The sequence below is a fragment of the Frondihabitans sp. OV104 genome, assembly GCF_057787745.1.
Map to the genome: position 1 here is coordinate 540,926 of NZ_CM173541.1, position 23,176 is coordinate 564,101.

At 70.6% G+C, this 23,176-nt stretch carries 25 protein-coding genes and 1 tRNA gene; 19 read left to right on the plus strand and 7 right to left on the minus strand.

Annotated features, from left to right (window positions below):
* The first annotated feature begins 3 nt into the window (after window positions 1-3).
* The gene (gene ndk / locus AC3CBB_RS02605; protein WP_123506057.1) at window positions 4-423 is read left to right on the plus strand and encodes a nucleoside-diphosphate kinase; all 420 of its coding nucleotides are present in this window, start codon (window positions 4-6) and stop codon (window positions 421-423) included.
* 67 nt (window positions 424-490) lie between these two features.
* Here ndk and AC3CBB_RS02610 read toward each other — a convergent pair whose 3' ends face one another.
* Window positions 491-1,366 carry a DsbA family protein gene (locus tag AC3CBB_RS02610; protein WP_488625875.1) on the minus strand — a complete coding sequence of 292 codons (876 nt, stop codon included), beginning with the start codon at window positions 1,364-1,366 and terminating at the stop codon, window positions 491-493.
* Window positions 1,367-1,490: 124 nt separating this feature from the next.
* Window positions 1,491-2,099 carry a vitamin K epoxide reductase family protein gene (locus AC3CBB_RS02615; protein WP_488625876.1) on the minus strand — a complete coding sequence of 203 codons (609 nt, stop codon included), beginning with the start codon at window positions 2,097-2,099 and terminating at the stop codon, window positions 1,491-1,493.
* A 302-nt stretch (window positions 2,100-2,401) separates the two neighbouring features.
* Here AC3CBB_RS02615 and AC3CBB_RS02620 point away from each other — a divergent pair, with 302 nt between their 5' ends.
* Both AC3CBB_RS02620 and AC3CBB_RS02625 read left to right on the plus strand, forming a co-directional pair.
* The gene (locus tag AC3CBB_RS02620) at window positions 2,402-5,044 is read left to right on the plus strand and encodes an Rne/Rng family ribonuclease (protein WP_488625877.1); all 2,643 of its coding nucleotides are present in this window, start codon (window positions 2,402-2,404) and stop codon (window positions 5,042-5,044) included.
* Between the two features lie 104 nt (window positions 5,045-5,148).
* The gene (locus AC3CBB_RS02625) at window positions 5,149-6,027 is read left to right on the plus strand and encodes a hypothetical protein (protein ID WP_488625878.1); all 879 of its coding nucleotides are present in this window, start codon (window positions 5,149-5,151) and stop codon (window positions 6,025-6,027) included.
* 49 nt (window positions 6,028-6,076) lie between these two features.
* Here AC3CBB_RS02625 and AC3CBB_RS02630 read toward each other — a convergent pair whose 3' ends face one another.
* Window positions 6,077-6,361, minus strand: a complete 285-nt coding sequence (locus tag AC3CBB_RS02630; protein ID WP_123506053.1) for a DUF4031 domain-containing protein — start codon at window positions 6,359-6,361, stop codon at window positions 6,077-6,079.
* Between the two features lie 126 nt (window positions 6,362-6,487).
* Between AC3CBB_RS02630 and rplU the strand changes: the two genes are divergently transcribed.
* From rplU to AC3CBB_RS02690, 12 genes are all read left to right on the plus strand, one after another.
* Window positions 6,488-6,799, plus strand: coding sequence for a 50S ribosomal protein L21 (gene rplU, locus AC3CBB_RS02635; RefSeq protein WP_488625879.1), 312 nt, complete (start codon window positions 6,488-6,490; stop codon window positions 6,797-6,799).
* Window positions 6,800-6,814: 15 nt separating this feature from the next.
* Complete coding sequence (rpmA, locus tag AC3CBB_RS02640; RefSeq protein WP_123506052.1) at window positions 6,815-7,066, plus strand: 50S ribosomal protein L27; 252 nt, start codon at window positions 6,815-6,817, stop codon at window positions 7,064-7,066.
* Window positions 7,067-7,226: 160 nt separating this feature from the next.
* Complete coding sequence (gene obgE, locus AC3CBB_RS02645; protein ID WP_488625880.1) at window positions 7,227-8,870, plus strand: GTPase ObgE; 1,644 nt, start codon at window positions 7,227-7,229, stop codon at window positions 8,868-8,870.
* A gap of 65 nt (window positions 8,871-8,935) precedes the next feature.
* Window positions 8,936-9,724, plus strand: coding sequence for a glutamate 5-kinase (proB, locus tag AC3CBB_RS02650; protein ID WP_488626699.1), 789 nt, complete (start codon window positions 8,936-8,938; stop codon window positions 9,722-9,724).
* Window positions 9,725-9,747: 23 nt separating this feature from the next.
* Entirely contained in the window at window positions 9,748-11,046 is a 1,299-nt protein-coding gene (locus AC3CBB_RS02655; protein ID WP_488625881.1) for a glutamate-5-semialdehyde dehydrogenase, read from the plus strand.
* 37 nt (window positions 11,047-11,083) lie between these two features.
* A complete protein-coding gene (locus AC3CBB_RS02660) occupies window positions 11,084-11,335 on the plus strand; it encodes a hypothetical protein (RefSeq protein ID WP_123506049.1) in 252 nt (83 codons plus the stop codon).
* A 17-nt stretch (window positions 11,336-11,352) separates the two neighbouring features.
* Entirely contained in the window at window positions 11,353-12,006 is a 654-nt protein-coding gene (gene nadD / locus AC3CBB_RS02665; protein ID WP_255410946.1) for a nicotinate-nucleotide adenylyltransferase, read from the plus strand.
* Window positions 12,003-13,472 (plus strand): hypothetical protein, encoded by a 1,470-nt coding sequence (locus AC3CBB_RS02670; RefSeq protein ID WP_488625882.1) that lies wholly within the window; start codon window positions 12,003-12,005, stop codon window positions 13,470-13,472. Before nadD ends, AC3CBB_RS02670 begins: the two co-directional genes overlap by 4 nt.
* Before the next feature lie 57 nt (window positions 13,473-13,529).
* A complete protein-coding gene (gene rsfS / locus AC3CBB_RS02675) occupies window positions 13,530-13,922 on the plus strand; it encodes a ribosome silencing factor (RefSeq protein WP_488625883.1) in 393 nt (130 codons plus the stop codon).
* A 105-nt stretch (window positions 13,923-14,027) separates the two neighbouring features.
* Window positions 14,028-14,103: transfer RNA gene (locus AC3CBB_RS02680), tRNA-Ala, on the plus strand.
* 72 nt (window positions 14,104-14,175) lie between these two features.
* Window positions 14,176-14,766, plus strand: coding sequence for a gamma carbonic anhydrase family protein (locus AC3CBB_RS02685; protein ID WP_488625884.1), 591 nt, complete (start codon window positions 14,176-14,178; stop codon window positions 14,764-14,766).
* A 223-nt stretch (window positions 14,767-14,989) separates the two neighbouring features.
* Window positions 14,990-15,439, plus strand: a complete 450-nt coding sequence (locus AC3CBB_RS02690) for a VanZ family protein (protein WP_488625885.1) — start codon at window positions 14,990-14,992, stop codon at window positions 15,437-15,439.
* Window positions 15,440-15,508: 69 nt separating this feature from the next.
* On the opposite strand, the gene AC3CBB_RS02695 is transcribed toward AC3CBB_RS02690, so the two are convergent.
* Window positions 15,509-16,945 (minus strand): LCP family protein, encoded by a 1,437-nt coding sequence (locus AC3CBB_RS02695; RefSeq protein ID WP_488625886.1) that lies wholly within the window; start codon window positions 16,943-16,945, stop codon window positions 15,509-15,511.
* Between the two features lie 168 nt (window positions 16,946-17,113).
* Here AC3CBB_RS02695 and AC3CBB_RS02700 point away from each other — a divergent pair, with 168 nt between their 5' ends.
* A complete protein-coding gene (locus AC3CBB_RS02700; RefSeq protein ID WP_488625887.1) occupies window positions 17,114-18,511 on the plus strand; it encodes an MFS transporter in 1,398 nt (465 codons plus the stop codon).
* Between the two features lie 322 nt (window positions 18,512-18,833).
* Complete coding sequence (locus tag AC3CBB_RS02705) at window positions 18,834-19,061, plus strand: hypothetical protein (protein ID WP_148061183.1); 228 nt, start codon at window positions 18,834-18,836, stop codon at window positions 19,059-19,061.
* Between the two features lie 102 nt (window positions 19,062-19,163).
* On the opposite strand, the gene AC3CBB_RS02710 is transcribed toward AC3CBB_RS02705, so the two are convergent.
* Entirely contained in the window at window positions 19,164-20,018 is an 855-nt protein-coding gene (locus AC3CBB_RS02710) for an NAD(P)H-binding protein (RefSeq protein ID WP_488625888.1), read from the minus strand.
* A gap of 112 nt (window positions 20,019-20,130) precedes the next feature.
* On the opposite strand from AC3CBB_RS02710, the gene AC3CBB_RS02715 reads away from it, so the two are divergent.
* Entirely contained in the window at window positions 20,131-20,502 is a 372-nt protein-coding gene (locus AC3CBB_RS02715; RefSeq protein WP_488625889.1) for a winged helix-turn-helix transcriptional regulator, read from the plus strand.
* Here AC3CBB_RS02715 and AC3CBB_RS02720 read toward each other — a convergent pair.
* The gene (locus AC3CBB_RS02720; protein ID WP_488625890.1) at window positions 20,499-20,990 is read right to left on the minus strand and encodes a MaoC/PaaZ C-terminal domain-containing protein; all 492 of its coding nucleotides are present in this window, start codon (window positions 20,988-20,990) and stop codon (window positions 20,499-20,501) included. The genes AC3CBB_RS02715 and AC3CBB_RS02720 overlap by 4 nt on opposite strands.
* A gap of 4 nt (window positions 20,991-20,994) precedes the next feature.
* Window positions 20,995-21,627: a phosphatase PAP2 family protein gene (locus AC3CBB_RS02725; protein ID WP_488625891.1), complete on the minus strand. Its 633-nt coding sequence runs from the start codon at window positions 21,625-21,627 to the stop codon at window positions 20,995-20,997.
* A 63-nt stretch (window positions 21,628-21,690) separates the two neighbouring features.
* Between AC3CBB_RS02725 and AC3CBB_RS02730 the strand changes: the two genes are divergently transcribed.
* Complete coding sequence (locus AC3CBB_RS02730; protein ID WP_123506036.1) at window positions 21,691-22,827, plus strand: TIGR03364 family FAD-dependent oxidoreductase; 1,137 nt, start codon at window positions 21,691-21,693, stop codon at window positions 22,825-22,827.
* Window positions 22,828-23,176: the final 349 nt, after the last annotated feature.

Here is a 23,176-nt window from a genome sequence, read left to right on the forward strand (position 1 = left end):
ACAGTGTCCGATCTCGAAGAAACCCTGGTCCTCGTCAAGCCCGACGGAGTAGCCCGCAACCTGACCGGCGAGATCCTCCGCCGCATCGAGGCGAAGGGCTACGGCCTCGTCGACATCAAGCTCGTCGAAGCCGATCGCGAGCTCCTCGCCGCGCACTACGAGGAGCACGTCGGCAAGCCGTTCTACGAGCCGCTCGTCGAGTTCATGGAGTCGGGTCCGATCGTCGCCCTCCGCATCGAGGGCAACGGCGTCATCGCCGGATTCCGCTCGCTCGCCGGTGCCACCGACCCGACGACGGCCGCGCCCGGCACCATCCGCGGCGACCTGGGCCGCGACTGGGGCCTCAAGGTGCAGCAGAACCTCGTGCACGGCAGCGACTCGGTCGAGTCGGCCACGCGCGAGCTCGGCCTCTGGTTCACGTAGGCCACCCGCTCGGCAGAAGGCCCCGCACCTCCTCGGAGGTGCGGGGCCTTCTCGTAAGTCACCCGACTCAGTTCGTCGAGGCCTGACTGGCGACGAACGAGGAGAACGTCGAGGCGTCGGTGAGCGAACCCGAGTACTGGGCGCCGTTGACGATGACCGTCGGGGTGCCGGTGAGCTTCGCGATCGACGAGTTCGGCAGCTTCTTGCTCAGGGCGTCTGTAGTCTGCTGACTGACGAACGACTTGAACGACTCATCGGTGATGCACGACGAGATACCCGAGGCTGTCGCCCCGGCCTTGCTGATGATGCTCTTGAGCTTCGTATCGGACATGCCCTTCGTCTGCTCCGCAGGCTGGTTCGCGTAGAGCGCCGTGTTGACGTCCAGGAACTTGTCGGGTTCGAAGTTGGCGACGCACATGGCGGCGTTGGCCGCGCGGGTCGCGTACCTGTTGCCGAGCGAGGAGGCGTCGAGGATCGAGATCGGGTGGACCTCGTAGGTGATGGCGCCCTTCTGGAGCCAGGTCTTGATCTGCGACTCGTTGGCCGTCTCGAACTGGTTGCAGTACGGGCACTGGTAGTCGAGGTACACCGTGATGTTCACCGTGTCTTTGAGCTTCGACTGGTCGGTCGCCGTGGTGGATGCGCCGGCGGCGACCGCCTTCGTCGTGACCGCGGAGATCTCGCTGGTCTTGGCGTCGCCCTGCAGAAGGATGCCGCCGGAGGCCATGTTCTTGGGGCCGGGGCCGGCCGGCGTGATCGAGTTCATGATGACGAGCGTCACGATGACCGCGAGGGCGACCACGCCCAGGCCGATGCCGCCTCCGAGGAAGAAGCGGTTGCGTCGGCGCTTGCGGGCGGCCGCCTCGCGGGCGACGCGGGCCTTCTCGCGGGCGTCTTCGCGGCGGTCGCGCTTCGTGGGTCCGTTTTCAGGGGGCGGGGTCATTGGTCCTCAGATCTGCGGAATTCGTCGGCTGTCCAGCAACGAGCGTAGCCCGGAGCCAGCTCGGGCAGGACCCTACGGTGACGGGTGATGGATTCGCTGGCAAAAGCCTCAGTGCCGATGTCGACTAGGAGAAGAGCACCGTGAGCAGCGTCGGGAAGTGCGTGATGATGATGACCGCGATGACCGCGTAGTTCACCAGCGGGATCACCCAGGAGAACGGCAGGAACGCGCGCATCGCGGTCCGGACACGCTGGTTCTTCGTGATCCGGCCGTTCGCCAGGTTCCAGACCGTGAAGATCCAGAACAGCGGGATGGTCGCCGACCAGACGAGCATGCACCAGGGGCACAGAGCGCCGATGACGAACACGGTCTGCGTGAACAGGAACGTGATGAACGCCCAGGCCAGGAAGAAGCCGACGTTCGCAGCGTTCCAGAACCAGCGCGAGAACGTCGCGCCGGCCAGCATCGCGGCGCCGAGGGTGATCGGAATCATGAAGCCGGCGACGCCGATGATCGGATTCGGGAACCCGAAGAGGTGCGAGACCGTCGAGTCGATGACCGTCGAGCACGACACGAAGGGGTTGATGTCGCAGCCGAGGGCCTGGTTCGGGTGCTCGAGCAGCTCGTACTTCTCGACCACCAGCTTGAACGAGCCGAAGAAGCCGATCAGCCCGGCCACGATCAGCAGGATCGGGGCCAGAACACGGACGCGGGCAGGGCTTGGTGACGACACCCTGGGATTATGACATGCGCCGAATCTGCCTCCGGAGGCCTTCCGTGCGATAATCGGGACAGTCCCAGGGTGAGAGCCGGGAAGGTTTCCGACCGTGGCGCCGATAACGGTGGCAGTCGGTACTGAAGTGACACACAGATTTCCACCGGGCCGAGCGGCTCGCGTGACAGACGAGATTTCGCAGGGGAGCGACTCGCATCGACCAGGGGTCGATCGACATCGCACAGACGCTGCGCACACGAATTCCCGAAGGCGCCTTCGGCACTAGAGAAGGCGACCCGGGGCGAGGAGTTGCACCACCGATGGTGGACAAAAAAGAGAACACACCCAAGAAGCGAAGCCGCTTGTTCGCCGGCTTCCGGTCGCGCCAGGCCCAGCCGCCCGCGCAGCCCGCTTCCGAATCATTCGCTGCCCTGGAGGCCGCCACGGCCCCGGCCGCGGCTCCACACGTGCCCCAGGAGGCAACCGCAGTGACTACCGACACCGAGGGCGCGCAGACGCCCGAGCACCTCATCGACACCGAGACCATCGAGCGCGACGAGGCCGACTCGTCGCCCGTCGTCCCGGCGGTCTCGACGCCGGCCTCGACGTCGCCCTTCGAAGCGCCGCTCACCACGACGAGCCTCTTCTTCCACGCCCCCGAGATCTCGCCCCTGCCGGCGCTTCCCGAGCCGGACGACGACTACGAGCAGGGCGGCCCGCGCCGTCGCTCGCGGGGCCGCACCGGCGGGGCCGGCGACGGCTCCGACGAGGTCACCTCCAGCCGCACCCGCTCGCGGGCCGGCCGGGAGCCGCGCGAGCGCCCTGAGCCCGAGCTCATCACCGAGCCGCAGCGTGTCAAGGGCTCCACCCGCCTCGAGGCCAAGAAGCAGCGCCGTCGCGACGGCCGCGACGCCGGCCGCCGCCGTCCGGTCGTGACGGAGGCCGAGTTCCTCGCCCGCCGCGAGAGCGTCGACCGCAAGATGGTCGTCCGCTCGCAGGGCGACAGCATCCAGATCGGCGTGCTCGAGGACGGCATCCTCGCGGAGCACTACGTCGCCAAGTCGCAGAACGTCTCGCTCATCGGCAACGTCTACCTCGGCCGTGTGCAGAACGTCCTGCCGAGCATGGAGGCCGCCTTCGTCGACATCGGGCGCGGCCGCAACGCCGTCCTGTACTCGGGCGAGGTCGACTGGGACAACGTCGAGCACGGCAACCAGCCCCGCCGCATCGAGCTCGCGCTCAAGCCCGGCGACCGAGTGCTCGTTCAGGTGACCAAAGACCCGGTGGGCCACAAGGGCGCCCGTCTCACGAGCCAGATCTCGCTGCCGGGGCGCTTCCTCGTCTACGTGCCGAACGGCTCGATGAACGGCATCAGCCGCAAGCTGCCCGACACCGAGCGCGCCCGCCTCAAGAAGATCCTCAAGGAGGCCCTGCCCGAGAACACGGGCGTCATCGTGCGCACGGCCGCCGAGGGCGCGACCGAAGAGCAGTTGACGCTCGACGTCAAGCGCCTCCTGAACCAGTGGGCCGACATCTCGAAGAAGGTCGAGGCCGGCAACGCCCCGAACCTCCTGCACTCCGAGCCCGACCTGCTGATCAAGATCGTCCGCGACGTCTTCAACGAGGACTTCCACGAGCTCGTCATCGACGGCGACGAGGCGCGCGAGACCATCGAGACCTACCTGACGGCCGTCGCGCCCGACCTCCTCGACCGCGTCAAGGCGTACGAGGGCGACAAGGACTCGTTCGACGAGTACCGGCTCAACGAGCAGATCGACAAGGCGCTCGACCGCAAGGTCTGGCTGCCCTCGGGCGGATCCCTCGTCATCGACCGCACCGAGGCCATGACCGTCGTCGACGTCAACACCGGCAAGTTCGTCGGGTCGGGTGGCAACCTCGAAGAGACCGTCACCAAGAACAACATCGAGGCGGCCGAGGAGCTGGTCCGCCAGCTCCGCCTCCGCGACATCGGCGGCATCATCGTCGTCGACTTCATCGACATGGTGCTCGAGTCGAACCGCGACCTCGTGCTCCGCCGCCTCATCGAGTGCCTGAGCCGCGACCGCACCAAGCACCAGGTCGCCGAGGTCACCTCGCTCGGCCTCGTGCAGATGACGCGCAAGAAGCTCGGCCTCGGCCTCATGGAGTCGTTCCAGGAGATCGGCGTCGACCGCCAGCAGGCGCAGGAGCAGCAGCAGCAGAACCGCCAGCGCTCGCAGGAGCGTCGTCGGGCCAAGGCCTCGAACGGCAGCACGTCCGGCTCGAAGGGCCCGCAGAACCGCGGCGGCTCGGAGGCTCACCCGGCCACCGGCACCATCCACGCCATCACCGACGACGTGAAGAACGCCCTCGCCAAGATCGCCGCCTCGACCGTCCCGCACGGTGACGAGGCTCCGACGAGCGTGTCCGAGGCGGCAGCCGCCGTCGAGGCCGCAATCGACGCGATCGTCGCCGAGGCGCCCGGGAACGAGGCTCCGGCGGCCGAGGCCGACGAGGCTCCCTCCGCCGGCTCGGGCCGCTCGCGCCGTGGTCGTGGTCGTCGTGCCTCCGCAGGCGGTCAGGCCCCCGAGTCCGATGCCGCCGTCGAGGCCCCTGCCGTCATCGACCTCCCCGTCGCGGCGTCCGCCCCGGTCGACAAGGTCGCCGAGGCAAAGGCCGCTCAGCCCGAGACCCCGGTGGCCGACGTCGCCCCCGAGCCCACGAGCACGGGTTCGCGTCGTTCGCAGGCCACGGTCGTCCAGCCCGAGGCCGCCACGGTCGCGATCCTCGACATCCCGCTGGCCAAGGTCGAGCGCGCCCCGCGCCGCATCTCGACGCACGACGCCGAGCAGATCCTGGACTCCGTGCTGGGCGCGCTGCCCGAGCCGAAGCAGCCCGGCCAGGGCCGCAGCCGCTCGCGCCGCGCCTCGAGCTCCGGCACCGTCTCGGCTCCTGCCGACGGCGACGGCGACGGCTTGATCTGAGCTGGCCCCACCCAGGCCGCTGAGGGGTCGCTCGTTGTCTGCCAGGCCCACCTGGCACGACAGGGAGCGACCCCTCAGCGGTTCAGGGGTGGGATAGTACAGGCGTGAGCAACAGCGACGACGAGCACAGGGCTCCGCATGCGCCGACCGGTCCGCGCGGGTCGTGGGCGCGCCGGCGTGCACCGTCCGGCCCGGGGGTGCGGCAGTGGGGTGCCACGGCAGAGACCATCGTGGCCGCGGCTGTCGCCGTGGGCGTCCTGATCGTGGTGCGGTTCCTCGTGGCCTTCGTCGACCTCATCGGCAACGCCGTCCACTACCAGCCGTCGTACTACGCCAGCGGCTTCGAGGAGTCGCCGATCGGGCTCTTCCTCGGTGCAGTCGTCCTGGATCCCCTCCCGTTCTACATCGCCGTCTTCCTCGCGGCGACCTTCGTCTACCCGTTCGCGCGCCCCGCCCGCCTCCCGCTCGTGCTCGTGCGCGCAGTCGCAGCCGGAGGGTGCGGCACGGTCGTCCTCGCCGTCGTCGGCCTGGCGACGTCGCTGCCGGAGGGGACCGCCTCGACCGTCGTCCTCGACTCCGTGTTCGTGCCGCTGTCGTCGGGCCTCGAGCTCACCGCCGTGTTCGCCGGGGGAGCGGTCCTCGCGTGGCTGTGGGGCGGGCGCCTCGACGAGCAGGCCCGCGACCAGCAGGCCCTCGACGAGCGAGGCCTCGACGCGCAGAGCCTCGAAGGGCAGCGGGTGCAGGAACTCGCGGCCGAGGCCGAGCCCGCCGCCGGACTGCCCGACGAGCAGACCGTCGGGGCACCCGCGGCCGGGGTCGGAGTTCCTGCGCCCGTGCCCGGCTCGGCGTCGGCCGCGGCCGCGCCCGTCGCGGTGCCCCTCTTCGCCGCGCCCTCGCTCGACGCGGCCCCGGTCGACGCGCCCGCGCCCTCGGCGCACCCCGCCCCCGACCTGTCGAGGTTCGCGCCGCCCGAAGGGCGCTGACCGCTGACCGCTGACCGCAGAGCGCGGATGCTCGCGGCTCGCGAGGCGTCTAGCGAGCTCGGCCGAGCTGCCGTTTGCGCCACTGCGGCACGCGGAGGCCGCTCGCCTGCAGGCGCACCGCGAGCTCCTTGCCGCCGACCGCGGTCGCGCCGGCGGTGACGAGCTCGTCGTAGCGGTCGGCCGGGACGTCGTAGTGGTCGTGGTCGAAGGCTCGCCGCGGGATGCCGTGAGCGAGCGCGAAGGAGTGCAGCTCGTCGTACGAGGCGTCGCTGACGATGTGCGACCACAGGGTGCCGTGGGCAGGCCACATCGGCTGGTCGATCAGGATGGTCACCCGGGCATCGTACCCTCAGTCGTTTGACTGCCCTTACGGGGGCCGGTAGCCTAGATCTTTGGTGTGCGCTCGCGGCGCCGCCCCCAGCCCGCTCTTTCGGGCATCGCCCCCATCTTTGGAGTACCCATGGCTTTCGCAATCGTGCGCGCCGGCGGCCGTCAGGAGAAGGTCGAGGTCGGAACGATTCTGACCGTCGACCGTCTCAAGGCCGCCGAGTCCGACACCGTCTCGTTCGTCCCCGTCCTGCACGTCGACGGCGACACCATCCTCTCGGGCGACCAGCTCGGCACGGTCACCGTCGAGGGCGAGGTCCTGAACGACCTCCGCGGCCCGAAGATCGTGATCCAGAACTACAGGAACAAGACCGGCTACAAGCGTCGCATGGGCTTCCGTGCCGACCTGACCCGCGTCAAGATCACCAAGATCACCACCAACTAGTCGAGGAGCTGACTCATGGCACACAAAAAGGGCGCATCATCCACCCGTAACGGCCGCGACTCGAACGCGCAGCGCCTCGGCGTCAAGCGCTTCGGCGGCCAGGTCGTCTCGGCCGGCGAGATCCTCGTCCGCCAGCGCGGCACCCACTTCCACCCCGGCGTGAACGTCGGCCGCGGCGGCGACGACACCCTCTTCGCCCTCGCCGCAGGCAGCGTCGAGTTCGGCGCCAAGGGCGGCCGCAAGGTCGTCAACATCACCGCGCTCTAGCGCGCGGACGCGCCATGCGGCGCCGGACCTTCGACAGGCTCCGGTCGACCGGCGTCGCAAGCCGGGTCTACGCGCCAGCACCCGCAGACGGATGGGCAGCGTGTTCGCTCGCCCATCCTTCTGCTTTTCGCATCACTCCAACAGACTGAGAAACCTCCCCATGGCCACATTCGTCGACCACGTGTCGCTCCACCTCAAGGCGGGCAACGGCGGGAACGGCTGCGTGTCGGTCAAGCGCGAGAAGTTCAAGCCGCTGGCCGGCCCCGACGGCGGCACCGGCGGGCACGGCGGCGATATCGTCCTCGTCTCGACCAACGACGTCACCACGCTGCTCGGCTTCCACCGCAACCCGCACCGGTCGAGCGCCAACGGCGGCCCCGGCATGGGCGACCACCGGGCCGGCAACAACGGCGAAGAGCTCGAGCTCGAGGTGCCGGTCGGAACCGTCGTCACCGACGAAGACGGCAACGAGCTCATCGACATGAACGAGGCGGGGCTCCGCTACGTCGTGGCCGAGGGCGGCATCGGCGGTCTCGGCAACGCGGCCCTCTCGTCGACCAAGCGCAAGGCCCCCGGCTTCGCGCTCCTCGGGACGCCCGGCTGGGGCGGCGACGTCCAGCTCGAGCTCAAGGTCGTCGCCGACGTCGCGCTCGTCGGCTACCCGTCGGCCGGCAAGTCGAGCCTCGTGGCGGCCATGAGCGCCGCGAAGCCGAAGATCGCCGACTACCCCTTCACCACGCTGCACCCGAACCTCGGCGTCGTCGAGTCGGCGGCCACCCGCTACACGATCGCCGACGTCCCCGGCCTGATCGAGGGAGCGAGCGAGGGCAAGGGGCTCGGACTCGAGTTCCTGCGCCATGTCGAGCGGTGCTCGGCGCTGCTGCACGTGCTCGACTGCGCCACGCTCGAGCCCGGCCGCGACCCGCTCACCGACCTCGAGACCCTAAAGCGCGAGCTGGCCGCCTACGAGGTCCCCGCCGGGCAGCTGCCGCTTCTCGAGCGCGCCCAGATGGTCGTGCTGAACAAGATCGACGTGCCCGAGGCCCGCGAGCTGGCCGACTTCGTCCGCGCCGATCTCGAGGGCCAGGGCTATCGGGTCTTCGAGATCTCCGCGGTGTCACGCGAAGGACTCCGCGAGCTGTCGTTCGCGCTGGCCGAGGTCGTCGAAGCCGACCGCGCCGCACGCGCCGCCGAGCAGCTGGCTCGCCCCCGCATCGTCATCCGCCCCAGGGCGGTCAACGAGTCGAAGTTCGAGGTCATCGTCGAGGGCGGCTCGTACGGCAACATCTACCGCATCCGCGGCATCAAGCCCGAGCGCTGGGTCATGCAGACCGACTTCAACAACGAGGAGGCCGTGGGCTTCCTGGCCGACCGCCTCAACAAGCTCGGCGTCGAGGACCGTCTGTTCAAGGCCGGCGCCGTGGCCGGTTCGACCGTCGTCATCGGCGGCGCCGGCGGCATCGTCTTCGACTGGGAGCCGACACTCACGTCGACCGCCGAGCTGATGACCGCAGCCCGCGGGACCGATCCCCGCCTCCACCAGTCGTCGCGCCAGACCCGCAACGAGCGCCGCGAGGAGTACTTCGCCCGCATGGACGCGAAGGCCGACGCCCGCGCGGAGCTGATGCGCGAGCGCGCCGCGGGGCTCTGGACCGACGACGACGGCTTCGAGGTCGACCCGGCCATCCGCCACGGCGAGGAGGGGTTCGACGACGAGTCCGTCGACGCGGCCGACGGGTCCACGGACGCCGCCGACGACACGGTCGACGCGACCTCAGGTCGAGAGGACGACGGTCGAGCGTGACCAGCAGCACCGACGCCGAGACCTCAAGGCCTGCCGCCGCATCCGCGGAGATCGGCCACGGCCCGATCCGGACGCGTGGTGACATCCCGCGGGCCCGTCGCGTCGTCGTGAAGGTCGGGTCGTCGTCGATCAGCGGTGAGAACGCCGACCAGATCGGCCCCCTGGTCGACGCCCTGGCCGAGGCCTACGGCCGCGGCGCCGAGGTGATCCTCGTGTCGTCCGGTGCGATCGCGACCGGAATGCCCTACCTGCGGCTCGACTCGCGGCCGACCGACCTCGCCACGCAGCAGGCGGCGGCGGCCGTCGGCCAGAACATCCTGATCTACCGCTACCAGGAGAGCCTGCGGCGGTTCTCGATCGTGGCCGGCCAGGTGCTCCTGACCGCGAGCGACATCGACAACCCGACCCACCGCTCGAACGCCCAGCGCGCCATGGAGCGGCTCCTCAAGCTGCGCATCCTCCCGATCGTCAACGAGAACGACACCGTCGCGACGCATGAGATCCGCTTCGGCGACAACGACCGCCTCGCCGCGCTCGTGTCGACGCTCGTCGAAGCCGACCTGCTCGTGCTGCTCTCGGACGTCGACGCTCTCTACACGAAGCCGCCCCACGAGGCCGGCGCCATCAGGATCGTCGACGTCGCGCACGGAGACGAGCTCGCCGGCGTCACCTTCGGCTCGGCCGGAGCGGCCGGGGTCGGAACCGGGGGAGCGGGCACCAAGGTCGCTGCCGCGCGCCTGGCCACCGAGGCGGGCATCCCCGTGCTCGTGACGTCCACTCCGCTCGTGCGGGAGGCCCTGCGCGGTGCCGCCATCGGCACCTGGTTCGACGCCCGGTCCGCTCTGCGGGGATAGACCCCCGGCAGTAAGATCTGCTCATGTCGCTCTCCGAAGCCTCCGCACCGGTCACTGACGCCTCGTCGACGCTGAACCCCGCGCTGGTCGCCACCCTGGAGGCGGCCCGAGGCGCCGCCCGGACGCTGTCGACAGCCACGGCCGACGTGAAGAACCGAGGGCTCGCCGCCATCGCCGCGGCCGTCCGTGGGCAGGCGCCCCGCATCATCGCTGCGAACGACCTCGACATCGCTCGCGGTCGCGACACCGGCATGAGCCAGGGGCTGCAAGACCGGCTCCGGCTCGACGAGAAGCGCCTCGAGGCGCTGGCCCAGGCCACCGAGCTGATCGCCACCCTCGTCGACCCCGTCGGCGAGGCCCTGCGGGGCAAGATCCTCCCGAACGGCCTGCAGCTCACCCAGGTGCGTGTGCCCTTCGGAGTCGTCGGCGCCATCTACGAGGCGCGCCCCAACGTGACGATCGACATCGCGTCGCTCGCCCTCAAGAGCGGCAACGCCGTCGTCCTCCGCGGCGGCAGCGCCGCCGAGCAGACCAACCGCGTTCTCGTCGACGTCATCCAGGACGCCCTCGAGTCGGCGGGACTGCCCCGCCAATCGGTCCAGACCATCGACGAGCTCGGCCGGGCCGGCGCGACCGAGCTGATGCGCGCCCGCGGCTATGTCGACGTCCTCATCCCGCGTGGCAGCGCCCAGCTCATCGAGACCGTCGTCGCCGAGTCGAAGGTGCCCGTCATCGAGACCGGCGCCGGAGTGGTCCACGTCTTCCTGGACGAGTCGGCCGACGCCCAGTGGGCCGTCGACATCGTCCACAACGCCAAGGTGCAGCGCCCGAGCGTCTGCAACGCGCTCGAGACCCTCCTCGTGCACGAAGCCGCGGCCGAGCGGCTGCTGCCGCAGGTGCTCTCCGACCTGCGCGACGCCGGCGTGACCATCCACGGCGACGAGCGCACGCGCGCTCTCTTCGCCGACGCAGTGCCCGCGACCGACGACGACTGGGCGACCGAGTACATGTCGCTCGATCTGTCCGTCCGCGTGGTCGACGGCCTCGACGCGGCCATGGACCATATCGCGCGCTACTCGACGCACCACACCGAGTCGATCATCACCAACGACCTCCGCAACACCGAGAGGTTCCTCGCCGAGGTCGACTCGGCGGTGGTGATGGTCAACGCGTCGACCCGCTTCACCGACGGCGGCGAGTTCGGCTTCGGCGCCGAGGTCGGCATCTCGACGCAGAAGCTGCACGCCCGCGGGCCGATGGGCCTGCCCGAGCTGACCAGCAGCAAGTGGGTCGTGCGCGGAGCCGGTCAGGTCCGCGGTTAGACTTGCCCTGTTGCACCGCACTGAATTGGAGAAGTGAATGATGATCACGGCCCTCACCACCAGCCTCGTGGCAGCCGAAGAGGCCCTCGCGCCCGTCTTCGCCCCCGCGCCCGTGATCGCTCTGACGTTCGGCGCCATCTTCTTCGTGCTCGGCGTCGTCGTCTTCAGCTACCGCAACATCGCCAACAAGAACTCCGCGACGGGCACTTCCGCCGACGCTCACTCCGACGCCGGCACCGGCAACGAGTACACCCCGCTCGACGAGTTCGGCCACGCCGACAAGCACTGAGCCGGGCCTGCAGATCAGTGGCCACGCCTGGAGGCGGTAAGCGTCGCATCGGCGTGATGGGCGGCACGTTCGACCCCATCCACAACGGCCACCTGGTCGCGGCCAGCGAGGTCGCCACCGAGTTCGATCTCGACGAGGTCGTCTTCGTCCCCACCGGTCAGCCGTGGATGAAGCACACGGTCACCGCCGGCGAGCACCGCTACCTGATGACGGTCATCGCGACAGCGTCCAACCCTCGCTTCACGGTCAGCCGCGTCGACATCGACCGCGAGGGCACGACCTTCACGATCGACACCCTCCGCGACATGCGCGCCGTCCACCCCGACGACGACCTGTTCTTCATCACCGGTGCCGACGCCGTCGCGCAGATCCTCGACTGGAAGGACGTCTCCGAACTCTGGGAACTCGCCCACTTCGTGGCCGTCTCCCGGCCGGGTCATGACCTCTCCGTCAGCGGACTCCCAGAGAGCGAAGTAAGCTTGCTCGAAGTTCCCGCACTGGCGATCTCGTCCACCGACTGTCGCAGCCGCGTCGGCCGTGGTTCCCCTGTCTGGTACCTGGTCCCCGACGGAGTCGTTCAGTACATCTCGAAGCACCACCTGTACCGAGCCGCATCACCTGAACCGAGCACTGACCCGGTCGCGACCGAATCCGTATCGGAGACTGAATGAGTTCGACCAACGGCCAGCCACCACTCACCAGGCGGCAGGTGCGAGACCTCGAACGGGCGAGAGAGGCCGGCGCCGCGATCACCGAGAGCATCTCGGCCGAGTCCGGCTCGCCCAAGCCGTCCTCCGTTCCGGTCACGGCGCCGACACCCGTCCAGCAGGCTCCGCAACAGCAGCCTGCCCCCTCGTCTGCGATGACGCCGGCACCCGGGTCGATCGTCGGACCCGGCGGGCTCACCCGCCGCGAGCTCCGCGCCCAGCGCCAGGCGGCCGAGCCCGTCGATGCCGCGCCCGTGCCGCTCCGCGCGCCCCAGCCGTCGTCGGCCGCCTCCCAGCCCGGCCGCAACCTCTCCGATGCCCTCAGCTACGCGGCCGACATCGAGGACGGAACGCCGGCCCCCATCGTCCCGCCGCGCGAGGCGCCCCGCGCCTCGGCCCCCGAGGCCCCTCGGCAGCAGTCCGTGCCGGTTCAGCCGGTGCCGGTCCGATCGGTGCCCGTGCAGAGCGTGCCGGTCCAGCCCCCGGTGCCGTCCGCCGCCGCCCCGGCCAGCGTCGACGAGGTCACGCACCCCGGCGCGCAGCCGACTCCGACACCACGCTCGGCCGGGCGAACGGTCGACGCTCCCGTCGCCGCGCCCGTCGACGACGCTGACTTCGCCACGACGGGCGGAATCCGCCGACGCGGTGGTGCGACGGCCGAGCCCGACGCCGAGAGCACCCTCGCGGCGGCGACCCCGCCGCCGACGTCGACGCCGACCGTGTTCCCGTTCCAGCTCTCGGGCGGCGCTGCGCCGGCGTCGCTCGACGCGCCGGCCCCGGCGGAGGCCGCGCGAGTTCCTGCGCCCTCTGCTGCGGCACCCGCGCCCGCCGTGACCGCGGCTTCATCGGCAGCGCAGCCCCCTGCGGCTGTCGAGGTGCCGATCTCGTCGACGCCCGAGCCCTCCCAGCAGCCCGCGGCGTCCCGCATCCCGGCATCGGTGCCCGAGCCGAGCGGCTACGTGCCGCCGACCGGCCACTGGTCGACGCAGGCCGAGCGCGACGACGACGAGCACTCGAGCGTCGGCAGCCACTTCAGCGGTGCGACCGGCCAGCACAACGCCGTCGTCATCGGCGACGACCGCCTGCTCGATGTCACGGGCGCGCTCAACGCGACCGGTGAGGTCATCATCACCGGCTCGATCGACCTGCCCCGCAGTCTGGCAGCCACCGGCTCGCACTCCGCGCAGCGGATCGACGGCGCCGACATCGACCGCATGCTCGAGGAGGGCGACCGGGAGCAGCCGGAGTCCGACGCCACGCCGGTCCGGGCGAGCCGCGCTGTGAGCGCGAACACGTCGACGCGGGCCGTGGTTCTGACTTCTCAGCCGAAGCCCAGCCGACTCCCAATGATCGCCACCATCTGTGTTGGAGTCGTAGTTGTTGTTATCGTGGGTCTGGTCGTCGCCGGTTTCGTCACCGGCGTTCTGTAGCACCACTCTCGCTGCCCCATCCGGGCGCACCCCATTTCTCCGTTCCCAAAGGAATCCGTGACCGCCACTTCCCGTGCCATCGAGCTGGTCCAGCTCGCCGCCCGCGCCGCCGACTCGAAGCAGGCCGAAGACCTCGTCGCCCTCGACGTGTCCGAGCCGCTCGCCCTCACCGACATCTTCCTGCTCGCCTCCGGGCGCAATGAGCGCAACGTCGTCGCCATCGCCGGCGAGATCGAAGACAAGATGATCGAGGCCGGCGTCAAGCCGCTTCGCCGTGAGGGCCGTTCCGAGGGGCGCTGGATCCTCCTCGATTTCGGCGACATCGTCGTGCACGTCTTTCATGAGGAAGACCGCCAGTTCTACTCGCTCGAGCGCCTCTGGAGCGACTGCCCTGCCATCGCCCTCGACGTGTCGCGCGAGCTGCAGGAGTCCTCGGCTCACGAGGGCTGAATCGTCAGTCGGCGGTCTCGAGTGACGGTGGTCATGAGTCGTCGAAATCTGTAGTAATCTTGCAGGGTTGCTTCGGCAGGGAAACCTCCTCGAGCGGCACTGTCTGGGTCTGTGGCGCAGCTGGTAGCGCACCTGCATGGCATGCAGGGGGTCAGGGGTTCGAGTCCCCTCAGATCCACCAGACGAGAATGGCCTCTCCCTTCGGGAGGGGCCATTTTCGCTGTAGCCGAGAGGCTCTTGCTACGGTGAGGCCGTGCTGATCCGCCACCGCGACGCCGAGCCCACCGTCCATGCCGACGCTGTCGTGTCGCCCGCAGCCACCCTCGTGGGCGCCGTCCACGTGGCAGCCGGCGCGCGCATCCTGCCCGGAGCAGTGCTCAGCGCCGAAGACGGCCGAGTCGACATCGGCGAGAACACCGTCGTGATGGAGAACGCCGTCGTCCGCGGCCGCGCGGGGTATCCGGCGCGCATCGGGTCGTCCGTGATGGTGGGGCCGAACGCCCACGTCAATGGCAGCGATGTCGCCGAAGGGGCGTTCATCGCGACGGGTGCGGCGCTCTTCCCGGGCAGTCGCATCGGGGCCGGCGCCGAGGTGAGGATCCACGGCGTCGTCCAAGTCAACACGACCATCGAGCCCGGCGTCGTCGTGCCGATCGGCTGGGTCGCCGTCGGGAGCCCGGCGGCGATCCTCCCGCCCGACCGGCACGACGAGATCTGGGCCATCCAGAAGGGCCTCGACTTCGTCGGCACGGTCTACGGCGGCGGAACCGACATGGCCGACATCATGCTCCGCCAGTCCGAGTTCTACGGCGCCCACCGCGCCGACGAGGTCGTCGGCGACTGACCCGCCCCCGCCAGGAGGAGGTCCGCACCACGATCGGAGCTCCGCCGACCCGGCCCAAGCGCCGCACCACGATCGGGACTCGGCACCAAGAAAAGAACTAGTGCGGAGTCCCGATCGTGGGCCGGGGGAGGCAGCCGCGGGGCGGTGGCGGTGTGGAGTCCCAATCGTGGTGTCCAGGGCAGGCGCGGAGCTCAGCACAGCGCCGATCCGCTACCGTCGAGCGATGGACAGACGGCTGCGCATGATCGAGTGGGTCGCTGTGCTCGTCGTCCTGATCGCGATCCTCGCCGTCACGTTCTGGCCGACGCGCGTCGACGCCGGCGCCGACGGAGCGCTCTCGGCGCTGTTCCGCCGCTGGCACGCCGACGGGGTCCCGGCCTTCGTCGACTACGACCTCCTGCAGAGCGTCGCGAACGTGGTGATGTTCCTGCCGTTCGGCGCTCTCGTCGCCTCCGTCGCCATGCGACCGCTCTGGTGGGTCTCGGGGGTCATCGGGCTCACCCTGTCGCTCGTCGTCGAGAGCGGCCAGGCGATGTTCCTGCCCGCGCGGCTCGCGTCGGTTGGCGACCTCGCGACGAACACGGCGGGCGCGCTGCTGGGCGGCGCGGTCGTCTGGGCTCTCCGCGCGGCGCGCGATCGACGGCGTCGCACCTCGAAGGGCATGCGGGCCTGACCCGGTCGCGCCACCCTGCACGCTCCCGCGGGCCCTCGCCCCGGCGAGCACCCCGTCGGCGCCGCCGCGTCAGTTGATGCAGGCGAGGGTGGTGGCCGCGGCCGCCTCGGTCTTCTTCGTCGAGGAGCCGCTCGTTCCTGCGCCCGAACCCGAGCCCGCCGACCCCGCCGACGACGAGCCGGACGACGCCTTCGAGCTGGCGGTCGCTCCGTCGGTGCCGAGCACGAGGGTGACGTTCGAGACGCCGGTCACCGCCTCGAGAGTGGCGCCGGGGACGTACTTCGCGAGCGTCTTCGCCTCCGCGGTCATCGACGCCGGGTACTGGATCGTGGTGGCGCTGCGCGTCGAGACGGTGCCCGGCGTCATGACGGTGAAACCGGCCGACGTGAGCGACGACGTGGCGGTCGCTGCGGCGCCGGCGACTCCGCCGCCGTTGAGCACCTGGACGGTGACCTGGGAGGGCTTGACCGTCGTGGGGGCGGCCGCAGCCTTCGTCGTCGCCGTGGTCTTCTCGTCGAGCGAGGCGACGAACGACGCCATCTTGTCGGTGTCGACCTGCACGATCGAGACCGCGGTGCCGTTGTAGTAGATCGTCGGCGTGCCCGTGATCGGAATGGTCGTCGACTTCAGGTTGCCGCCGGCGAGGTTCTTCAGCTGCAGCCCGAGGGTGATCCAGTTGAGGTCGGGGTCGGTCTGGATCGCGCCGCTGACCGCCTTCAGCGACTTCTTCAGCCTGCCGGGGTTGAGGAGGGTCGACGCCGAGAGGAAGTTGTGGGCCTCGGCGCTGAGGAAGTAGCGCTGGCGGGCCTCGCGGTCGATGTCGCCGTTCGGGAGGCCGTGCCGCTGGCGGACGAACGCCAGGGTCTGCTTGGCGTCGAGCTCGGAGACGCCGGCCGGCGCCTTGAACGTCGAGTAGGGGTCGTCGACGGCGTTGTTGAGGCAGACCTGGATCGGGCCGAGCGCCTTCGCCACGTCGTAGAAGCCGACCATCGAGATGCGCACGAAGTGGTCGATGTGCATGTCTGTGAGGTTCTCGATCGTCGAGATCAGCAGCTGGGCGCCGCCGGCCGCGCCGCCTTTGGCGCTGCCGTAGGCGAACGCGGCGTTGAGCTTGCCCATGCCGTAGCCGGGGATCGACACCCACGAGTCGCGGGGGAAGGAGACGAGCGATGCCTGGCCGCCGCCGTCCGGGATGTGGAGCACGAGCATCGAGTCGGTGTTGGTGCCGCCGCCGTCGGCGGTCGTGCCGAGCTCGGCAAGCTCTTCGGCCGAGGCGTTCGCGGGGCGGTGGTCGTCGCCGACGAGGAGGATGTTCTGGCCGCTCGACTTCGCGACGGAGGTCGTGGCGGGCAGTGCGTCGATGTGCGTGACGCCGCCGACGAAGGTCTGGTAGTTGTACACGGCGTAGGCGACGGTGCCGACGAGGAGCAGGACCACGACGATCGCGATCCAGCGGATCACGTGGCGCGGCCTGACGCGGAGGCGTGTTCGAGGCGAATCGGACATCCGGGAACCCAATCATCAAAAGCAGTGACGGACCCGAAGACTAGCTGAGCGGGAAGAGCGTTCCGGGGTGCCCGCGCCTGCGGGCGCCGCATCTCACCCGCGCGGACGAGGGGTTCGGTACCTGCGGCGGGGAAGGCCATACTGGAGGAGATGACGACGACGCGATCCGTGAGCCAGGTACCCCTGGCGCTGCTCGTCGCGGGGTGCTTCTTCATGGAGAACCTCGACTCGACCATCGTCACGACGGCCGTCCCGAGCATCGCCCGCGACCTCGGAGTCGATGCGACGAGCGTCGGCGTGACGATCACCGCCTACGTGCTGACCGTCGCCGTGCTGATCCCGGTGAGCGGCTGGCTCGCCGACCGCTTCGGGAGCCGGCGGATCCTGCTGGTCGCCATCGCGCTGTTCACCCTCGCCTCGATCGCCTGCGCCCTCAGCCCCGCCCTGCCGGCGCTGGTCGTCGCGCGCATCGTCCAGGGCGTCGGCGGCGCCATGATGGTGCCGGTCGGCCGCATGACCGTGCTGCGCGTCACCGCTAAGGCCGACCTGATCCGGGCCGTGGCGCTGCTGACCTGGCCTGCACTGGTCGCCCCCATCCTCGCGCCGTTCGTCGGCGGTCTGCTCACCACGTACGCGTCGTGGCACTGGATCTTTTTGATCAACGTGCCCCTGGGCGTCATCGGGTTCATCGCCGCGCTCCGGATCCTGCCCACCGGGGCCGCCGCGGACACCGGCATCGAGCCCACGCCGCCCGACTGGGTCGGCCTCTCGCTGTCGTCCGTCGGCATCGGGGCGCTCGTCTGGGCGGCGACCCTGCTCACCATCACCCCGGTCGACGTGCTGCAGGCGATCGTGTTCGGAGCGGCCGGCGCGATCCTGATCGGGCTGGCCATACGCCACCTGCTCACGACGCCGAAGCCGTTCGTCGACCTCCGCCTGCTCCGCATCCACACGTTCGGGGTCGCGCTCGGCGGGGGCGCGGTCTACCGGTTCGTCATCAGCGCCATCCCGTTCGTGCTGCCGCTGCTCTTCCAGAGCGCCTTCGGCTGGACGCCGGTGCAGGCCGGCTCGGCGATCCTCTTCCTCTTCGCCGGCAACCTCGCGGTGAAGCCCACGACGACGTGGATGCTCAAGACGTTCGGCTTCCGCCGACTGCTCGTGGCCGCGCACCTCGTCGGAGTGGCCTGCCTCGTCGGCATGGCCTTCTTCCGCGCCGATACGCCGTTCGTCGTCATGGTGATCGTGCTCGTCGTCTCGGGTGCGGCGCGCTCCGTCGGCTTCACGGCGTACAACACGATCACCTACGCCGACGTCGAGAAGGCTCAGATGACGCACGCGAACGTGCTCGACTCGACCATCTCGCAGATCGCGATCGGGTCGGGCATCGCGCTCGGGGCGATCGCGGTGTCGGCCGGGATCGCCTGGCTGGGCGGAGGGCAGGACCCCGCGGGAAGCGTCATCGCCTACGACTTCGCCCTCATCGTCATCGCCGTGATCCTGTTCGTCTCGCTCGTCCCGGCCTGGCGGCTGCCCGCCACCGCCGGAAGCGGCCTCACCAGCCGCTGAGCTCGACCGCGCGCCTTGCGGCCGGCGGCGCGCTCTGTGCCCTGCCGGGCGGCGAGATGGCCCTCGTCGTCAGCTCGGGGCGGCTCCAGCGACGCGGACGGCCATCTCGCGCGAACGAGAAGCAGCGGAGACTGCCGCTGACCGCGGCGTAACACGCCGCACTCTTCGTCGTAATGAGACGTTTACCGTCTGACCCGTTCGGGGGCGTACCTTTCGACGACTCGGGCGCTTACTCTGACCACATCAGATAACGGCACCGTAACGATTCAGGCTTCTGAGGCGCTGCGGAACCACTCGCGAAGCACGACGAAAGGGGTAAGACATGAGCACGACACACCGCTGGACCAAGGACGCCATTCTTGCCCGGCTCGAGGCGGCGAAGGCGATCGACTCCGACACGATCTTCACGGCGCGCGAGCGGGCCGAACGACGGCTGGACCTCGTGCGGGTATCGACGGCCGTCGACGACGGGCGCATGGACGCGCTCGACGCCGAGATCGAGTTCCGGCAGATCACTCGCCGGCTTCAGCCGCTGTCTCTGACCGCTTAGGGCTCACCGCGAAGACGCCCCCTGCCGCGAGGCAGGGGGCGTCTTCGTGCGTCGGCGGCTGCTGCGCAGCGGCTGCTGCGTGGGCGCCTGCTGCGTCAGCCGCTACTGCGCGGCGGCGAGGCCCTCGGCGAGCGGAGTCGTCGGGCGGCCGATGAGCGCCGTGAGGTCGCCCGAGGTGGCCTCGAGCAGGCCGTCGCGGATGTTGCCGTCGAGCGCGACGACGAAGCCGACCGTGCCCTCGTCGAGGCCGAACGACGCCAGCTGCGCGGCGTGCTCCTCGGGCGTCAGCGCGCGGTACACGACGGGCGTGCCGACGATGCCCGAGATGGTCTCGGCGAGCTCGTTCCAATTCCAGGCGGAGTCGCCCGAGAGCTCGTACGTCTTGCCCGTCGTCGACTCGTCGAGCGCGGCCGCGGCGGCGGCCTCGGCGTAGTCCTTGCGGCTGGCGCTGGCGACGCGGCCCTCGCCGACACTCGCCGTGATCTCGCCCGAGTCGCGGCCCTTGGCGACCTCGCCGGCGTAGTTCTCGGTGTACCAGCCGTTGCGCAGGAACGTGAAGGGCACGCCCGAGGCGGCGATGTACTCCTCGGTGGCCTTGTGGTCGGGCGCCAGGATCAGCGCGGTGTCGTCGGCCTTCGGGGCGCTCGTGTAGATGATGCGCGCGGCGCCGGCGGCCTTCGCGGCGTCGACGACGGCGGAGTGCTGCTCGAGCCGCTGGCCCACGGCGTCGCTCGACACGAGGATCACGGTGTCGCCGGCCCCGATGGCGCTGGCGATGGTCTCGGGCTTCGAGTAGTCGAGGGTCGCGGTGGTGATGCCGCGGGCGGCGAATGCCTGGATCTTGGCAGTGTCGCGCGCGGTGGCGACGACGCTGTCGGGGGCGGCGCCGCGGGCGAGGAGCGCGTCGACGATGAGGCCGCCGAGGTGGCCGGAGGAGGCGGTGACGATGTACGACATGGGGGAGTCCTTTCGAAGGGCGGCGGGCGAGTGGCCCGATGGTGGGGACAACGGTGAAGGTCGCACCTGACTTCCCGAACGCAGGTACGCACTTTTTTGTAAGCTACCCGCCATGGACGTCAGTTTTGCGGTTTCCCGGCCCCGCCCCGGCATCACCTCGGGAAAATACCCGGCCGACTGCCCCACTCGCACCGTACTCACCCACATCACGAGCCGCTGGGGTGTGCTCGTGCTCCTCGCTCTCGAGCAGGGCGGTCATCGCTGGGGTGAGCTGCACCGCGAGATCGAGGGCATCAGCGAGAAGATGCTGGCGTCGACGCTCCGCACCTTCGAGGCCGACGGGCTCGTGCACCGCGAGGCCCAGGCGACCATCCCACCGCGCGTCGACTACGAACTGACGCCGCTCGGGCGCGAGGCCGCCGAGCGCCTGTTGCCTCTCATGGACTGGATCGCCGACAACGCGGAGGCGATCGTCGCCCGCTAGTCCCGGGGTGCCGCCCGGGGTCTGGGTCCGCTCGAGCCGATCGCGGCGTCGCGCGTCAGCACCATCAGGTCCATGCGCCCCGACTGCACGACCTCGCCGCGCTGGTTCCGCAGGCTGACCGCCCGCTCGACGATGCCGGTCGTGCCCGACGAGGTCAGCCGCGTCGACAGGATCTCGACGGTGCAGGTCACGGTGTCGCCGATGAAGATCGGCGCCGAGAAGCGCCAGCCGTCGATGCCGAGCAGCGCGACCGCCGACCCCTCGAAGACGCCGGTGCGCGCGATCAGCCCGAGGCACAGCGACGTGCCGAGCAGCCCGTGCACGACGCGTCGACCGTATCGCGTCGACTTCGCGAACTCGGCGTCGGTGTGCACCTGGTTGTTGTCGTTGGTCCAGCTCGCGAACGAGACTACGTCGGCCTCGGTGATCGTGCGGCCGGGGGTGACGAACGTCTGACCCGCTTCGAGGTCGTCGAGGAAGTGAGGCACGCGTCTAGTGTGCCAGCCGCCCTGCCGCCGCTGCCCGCCTCGCCCGTCGGGCCAGCCGCGCGACAAGGCGCTCCGGGCGCAGGAACTGCCCCGCCACCGCCACACCCGACCCGATCACGGCGCCCCCGACCACGTCCGACACCCAGTGCGCGCCGACGTGCAGTCGCGAGTACGCCACGCCGACCGCGATCGGCGCGATCAGCGCCGCCCTGCCGGGGCTCTCGAGGGCGACGCCGGTGGCGAACGCGAAGGCGCTCGCCGTGTGGCCCGACGGGAACGACGCCGACTGCGGGAAGACCTTCAGCTGCCGCGCCACGGGGATGTCGGCGGCGACGGGGCGGTGCCCGCCGAACAGCGGCTTGGCGACGAGGTTGGCGACGGCGCTCGACCCGCCGAGCGAGAGCAGGCCGCGCACGGCCGCGCGGCGCCCGGTCGGGCCGGTCAGCGCGAGGGCGCCGGCGACCCCGTACCAGAGGAGGCCGTTGTTGGCCGCGGTGGAGAGGCCGAGGAGCACGCGGTCGAGGGCGGGGCCGGTGCCGGCCCCGTTGACGCGCCGCCCGATCCTGCGGTCGAGAGCCAGGATTCTCGGGGGCAGGATGCTGGGGGTTCGCGACGAAGACGGAGGTCGAAGGGGCACGCGCCCACTCAACCATGCGGATGTGTTCACCAGCAGTCAACCGGGCCGACCTAGCCTCGGCGCATGGCAAAGGATTTCGACCGGATCGTCGACGTGGCGATCGTCGGCGCCGGCATCGTCGGGCTCGGCCACGCCCTGGCGGCGGTCGACCGGGGGCTCAGCGTGCACGTCGTCGACCGGACCAGCAGGCCCAACGGATCGACGATCAGGAACTTCGGCCACGCGTGCATCAGCGTGCAGTCCGGGGCCGCTCAGGTCTACGCCGACCGCAGTCGCCAGCTGTGGCTGCGCCTCCGCGACGAGGCGGGGCTGTGGATGCGCGACGGCGGCGGGTACGTGGCGGCCCGCGCCGACGACGAGTTGCGCGCGCTGTCGGAGTTCGCCGCCCGGCGCCCCACGTCGGTCGAGATGATCGGCGCCGACGACACGGCCCGGCTCACCGGTGCGGCGTCCGCCGTCGGGGGAGCGCACCTGCTCGACGACCTGCAGCTGAACCCGCGCGAGGCGGCCGGCCAGATCGTCGCCTACCTCGAGTCGCGCGGTGTGACCTTCGCGTTCGCCACCGCGGTGCGGACCATCCGCTCGGGTCGACTGCACACCACCCGGGGCAGGATCGGTGCCGACCAGATCGTCGTCGCCGTCAACTACGACGTCGACCAGCTCTTCCCCGACCTGTCGGCCGCGTACGGCGTGCGCCGCTGCGGGCTCGACATGATGCGCGTGCGGATCCCCGGCCTGACCGCGCCGCTCGCCGGGCCCGTGCTCACCGGCTGGTCGATGCTGCGCTACTCGGGTTTCGCCACGGCGCCCTCGCTCGAGGCCGTGCGCGAGCGGCTGTGGGCCGGCGACCCGGAGTTCCGTGCCCTCGACATCAACCAGATGTACACGCAGCTGCCCGATGGAACGGTCATCGTCGGCGACACGCACTACCGCGACGACGCCATCGCGCCGTTCCAGTCGGAGGGGTCGTTCGACGCCCTGCTGCGCGGGACGGCCGACTTCTTCGGCCAGCCGGCGTCGACGCTCGAGGTCGTGGAGCGCTGGCAGGGCGTGTACGCGGTGGCGCCGGAGGAGTTCCTGGTCGAGGAGCCTCTCGATGGCGTGCACGTCGTCTCCGTGACGACGGGCATCGGCATGACGACCGGGCTCGGGCTGGCCGACCGTGTCCTGAGCGAGATCTACGAGCCCGTCGGGGTGTAGCGCCGGCGCTGGCGCCGGGCGGGCGCGGCTTGCGCGAGGTGGCCGTGCTTGTCGCCGCGGCGGGGCCGGCCCGACACCGCGGGCCATCTCGCGGGAGGGTCGGCGGGTTGCTCGCCAGCGCGGGCGGGCGCGGGGCGGCGGCGGGCGGCGCGCCGGCGTGGGCGGGCGCGGCTTCCGCGAGGTGGCCGTGCTTGTCGCCCCGGCGGGGCCGGCCCGACGGCGGGGGCCATCTCGCGGGTGGGGTCGGGGTGGCTGGTCGGGCGTGGGTGGGCCCGGCCTGCGCGAGGTGGCCGTGCTTGTCGCCCCGGCGGGTCCGGCCCGACGGCGGAGGCCATCTCGCGGGAGGGCG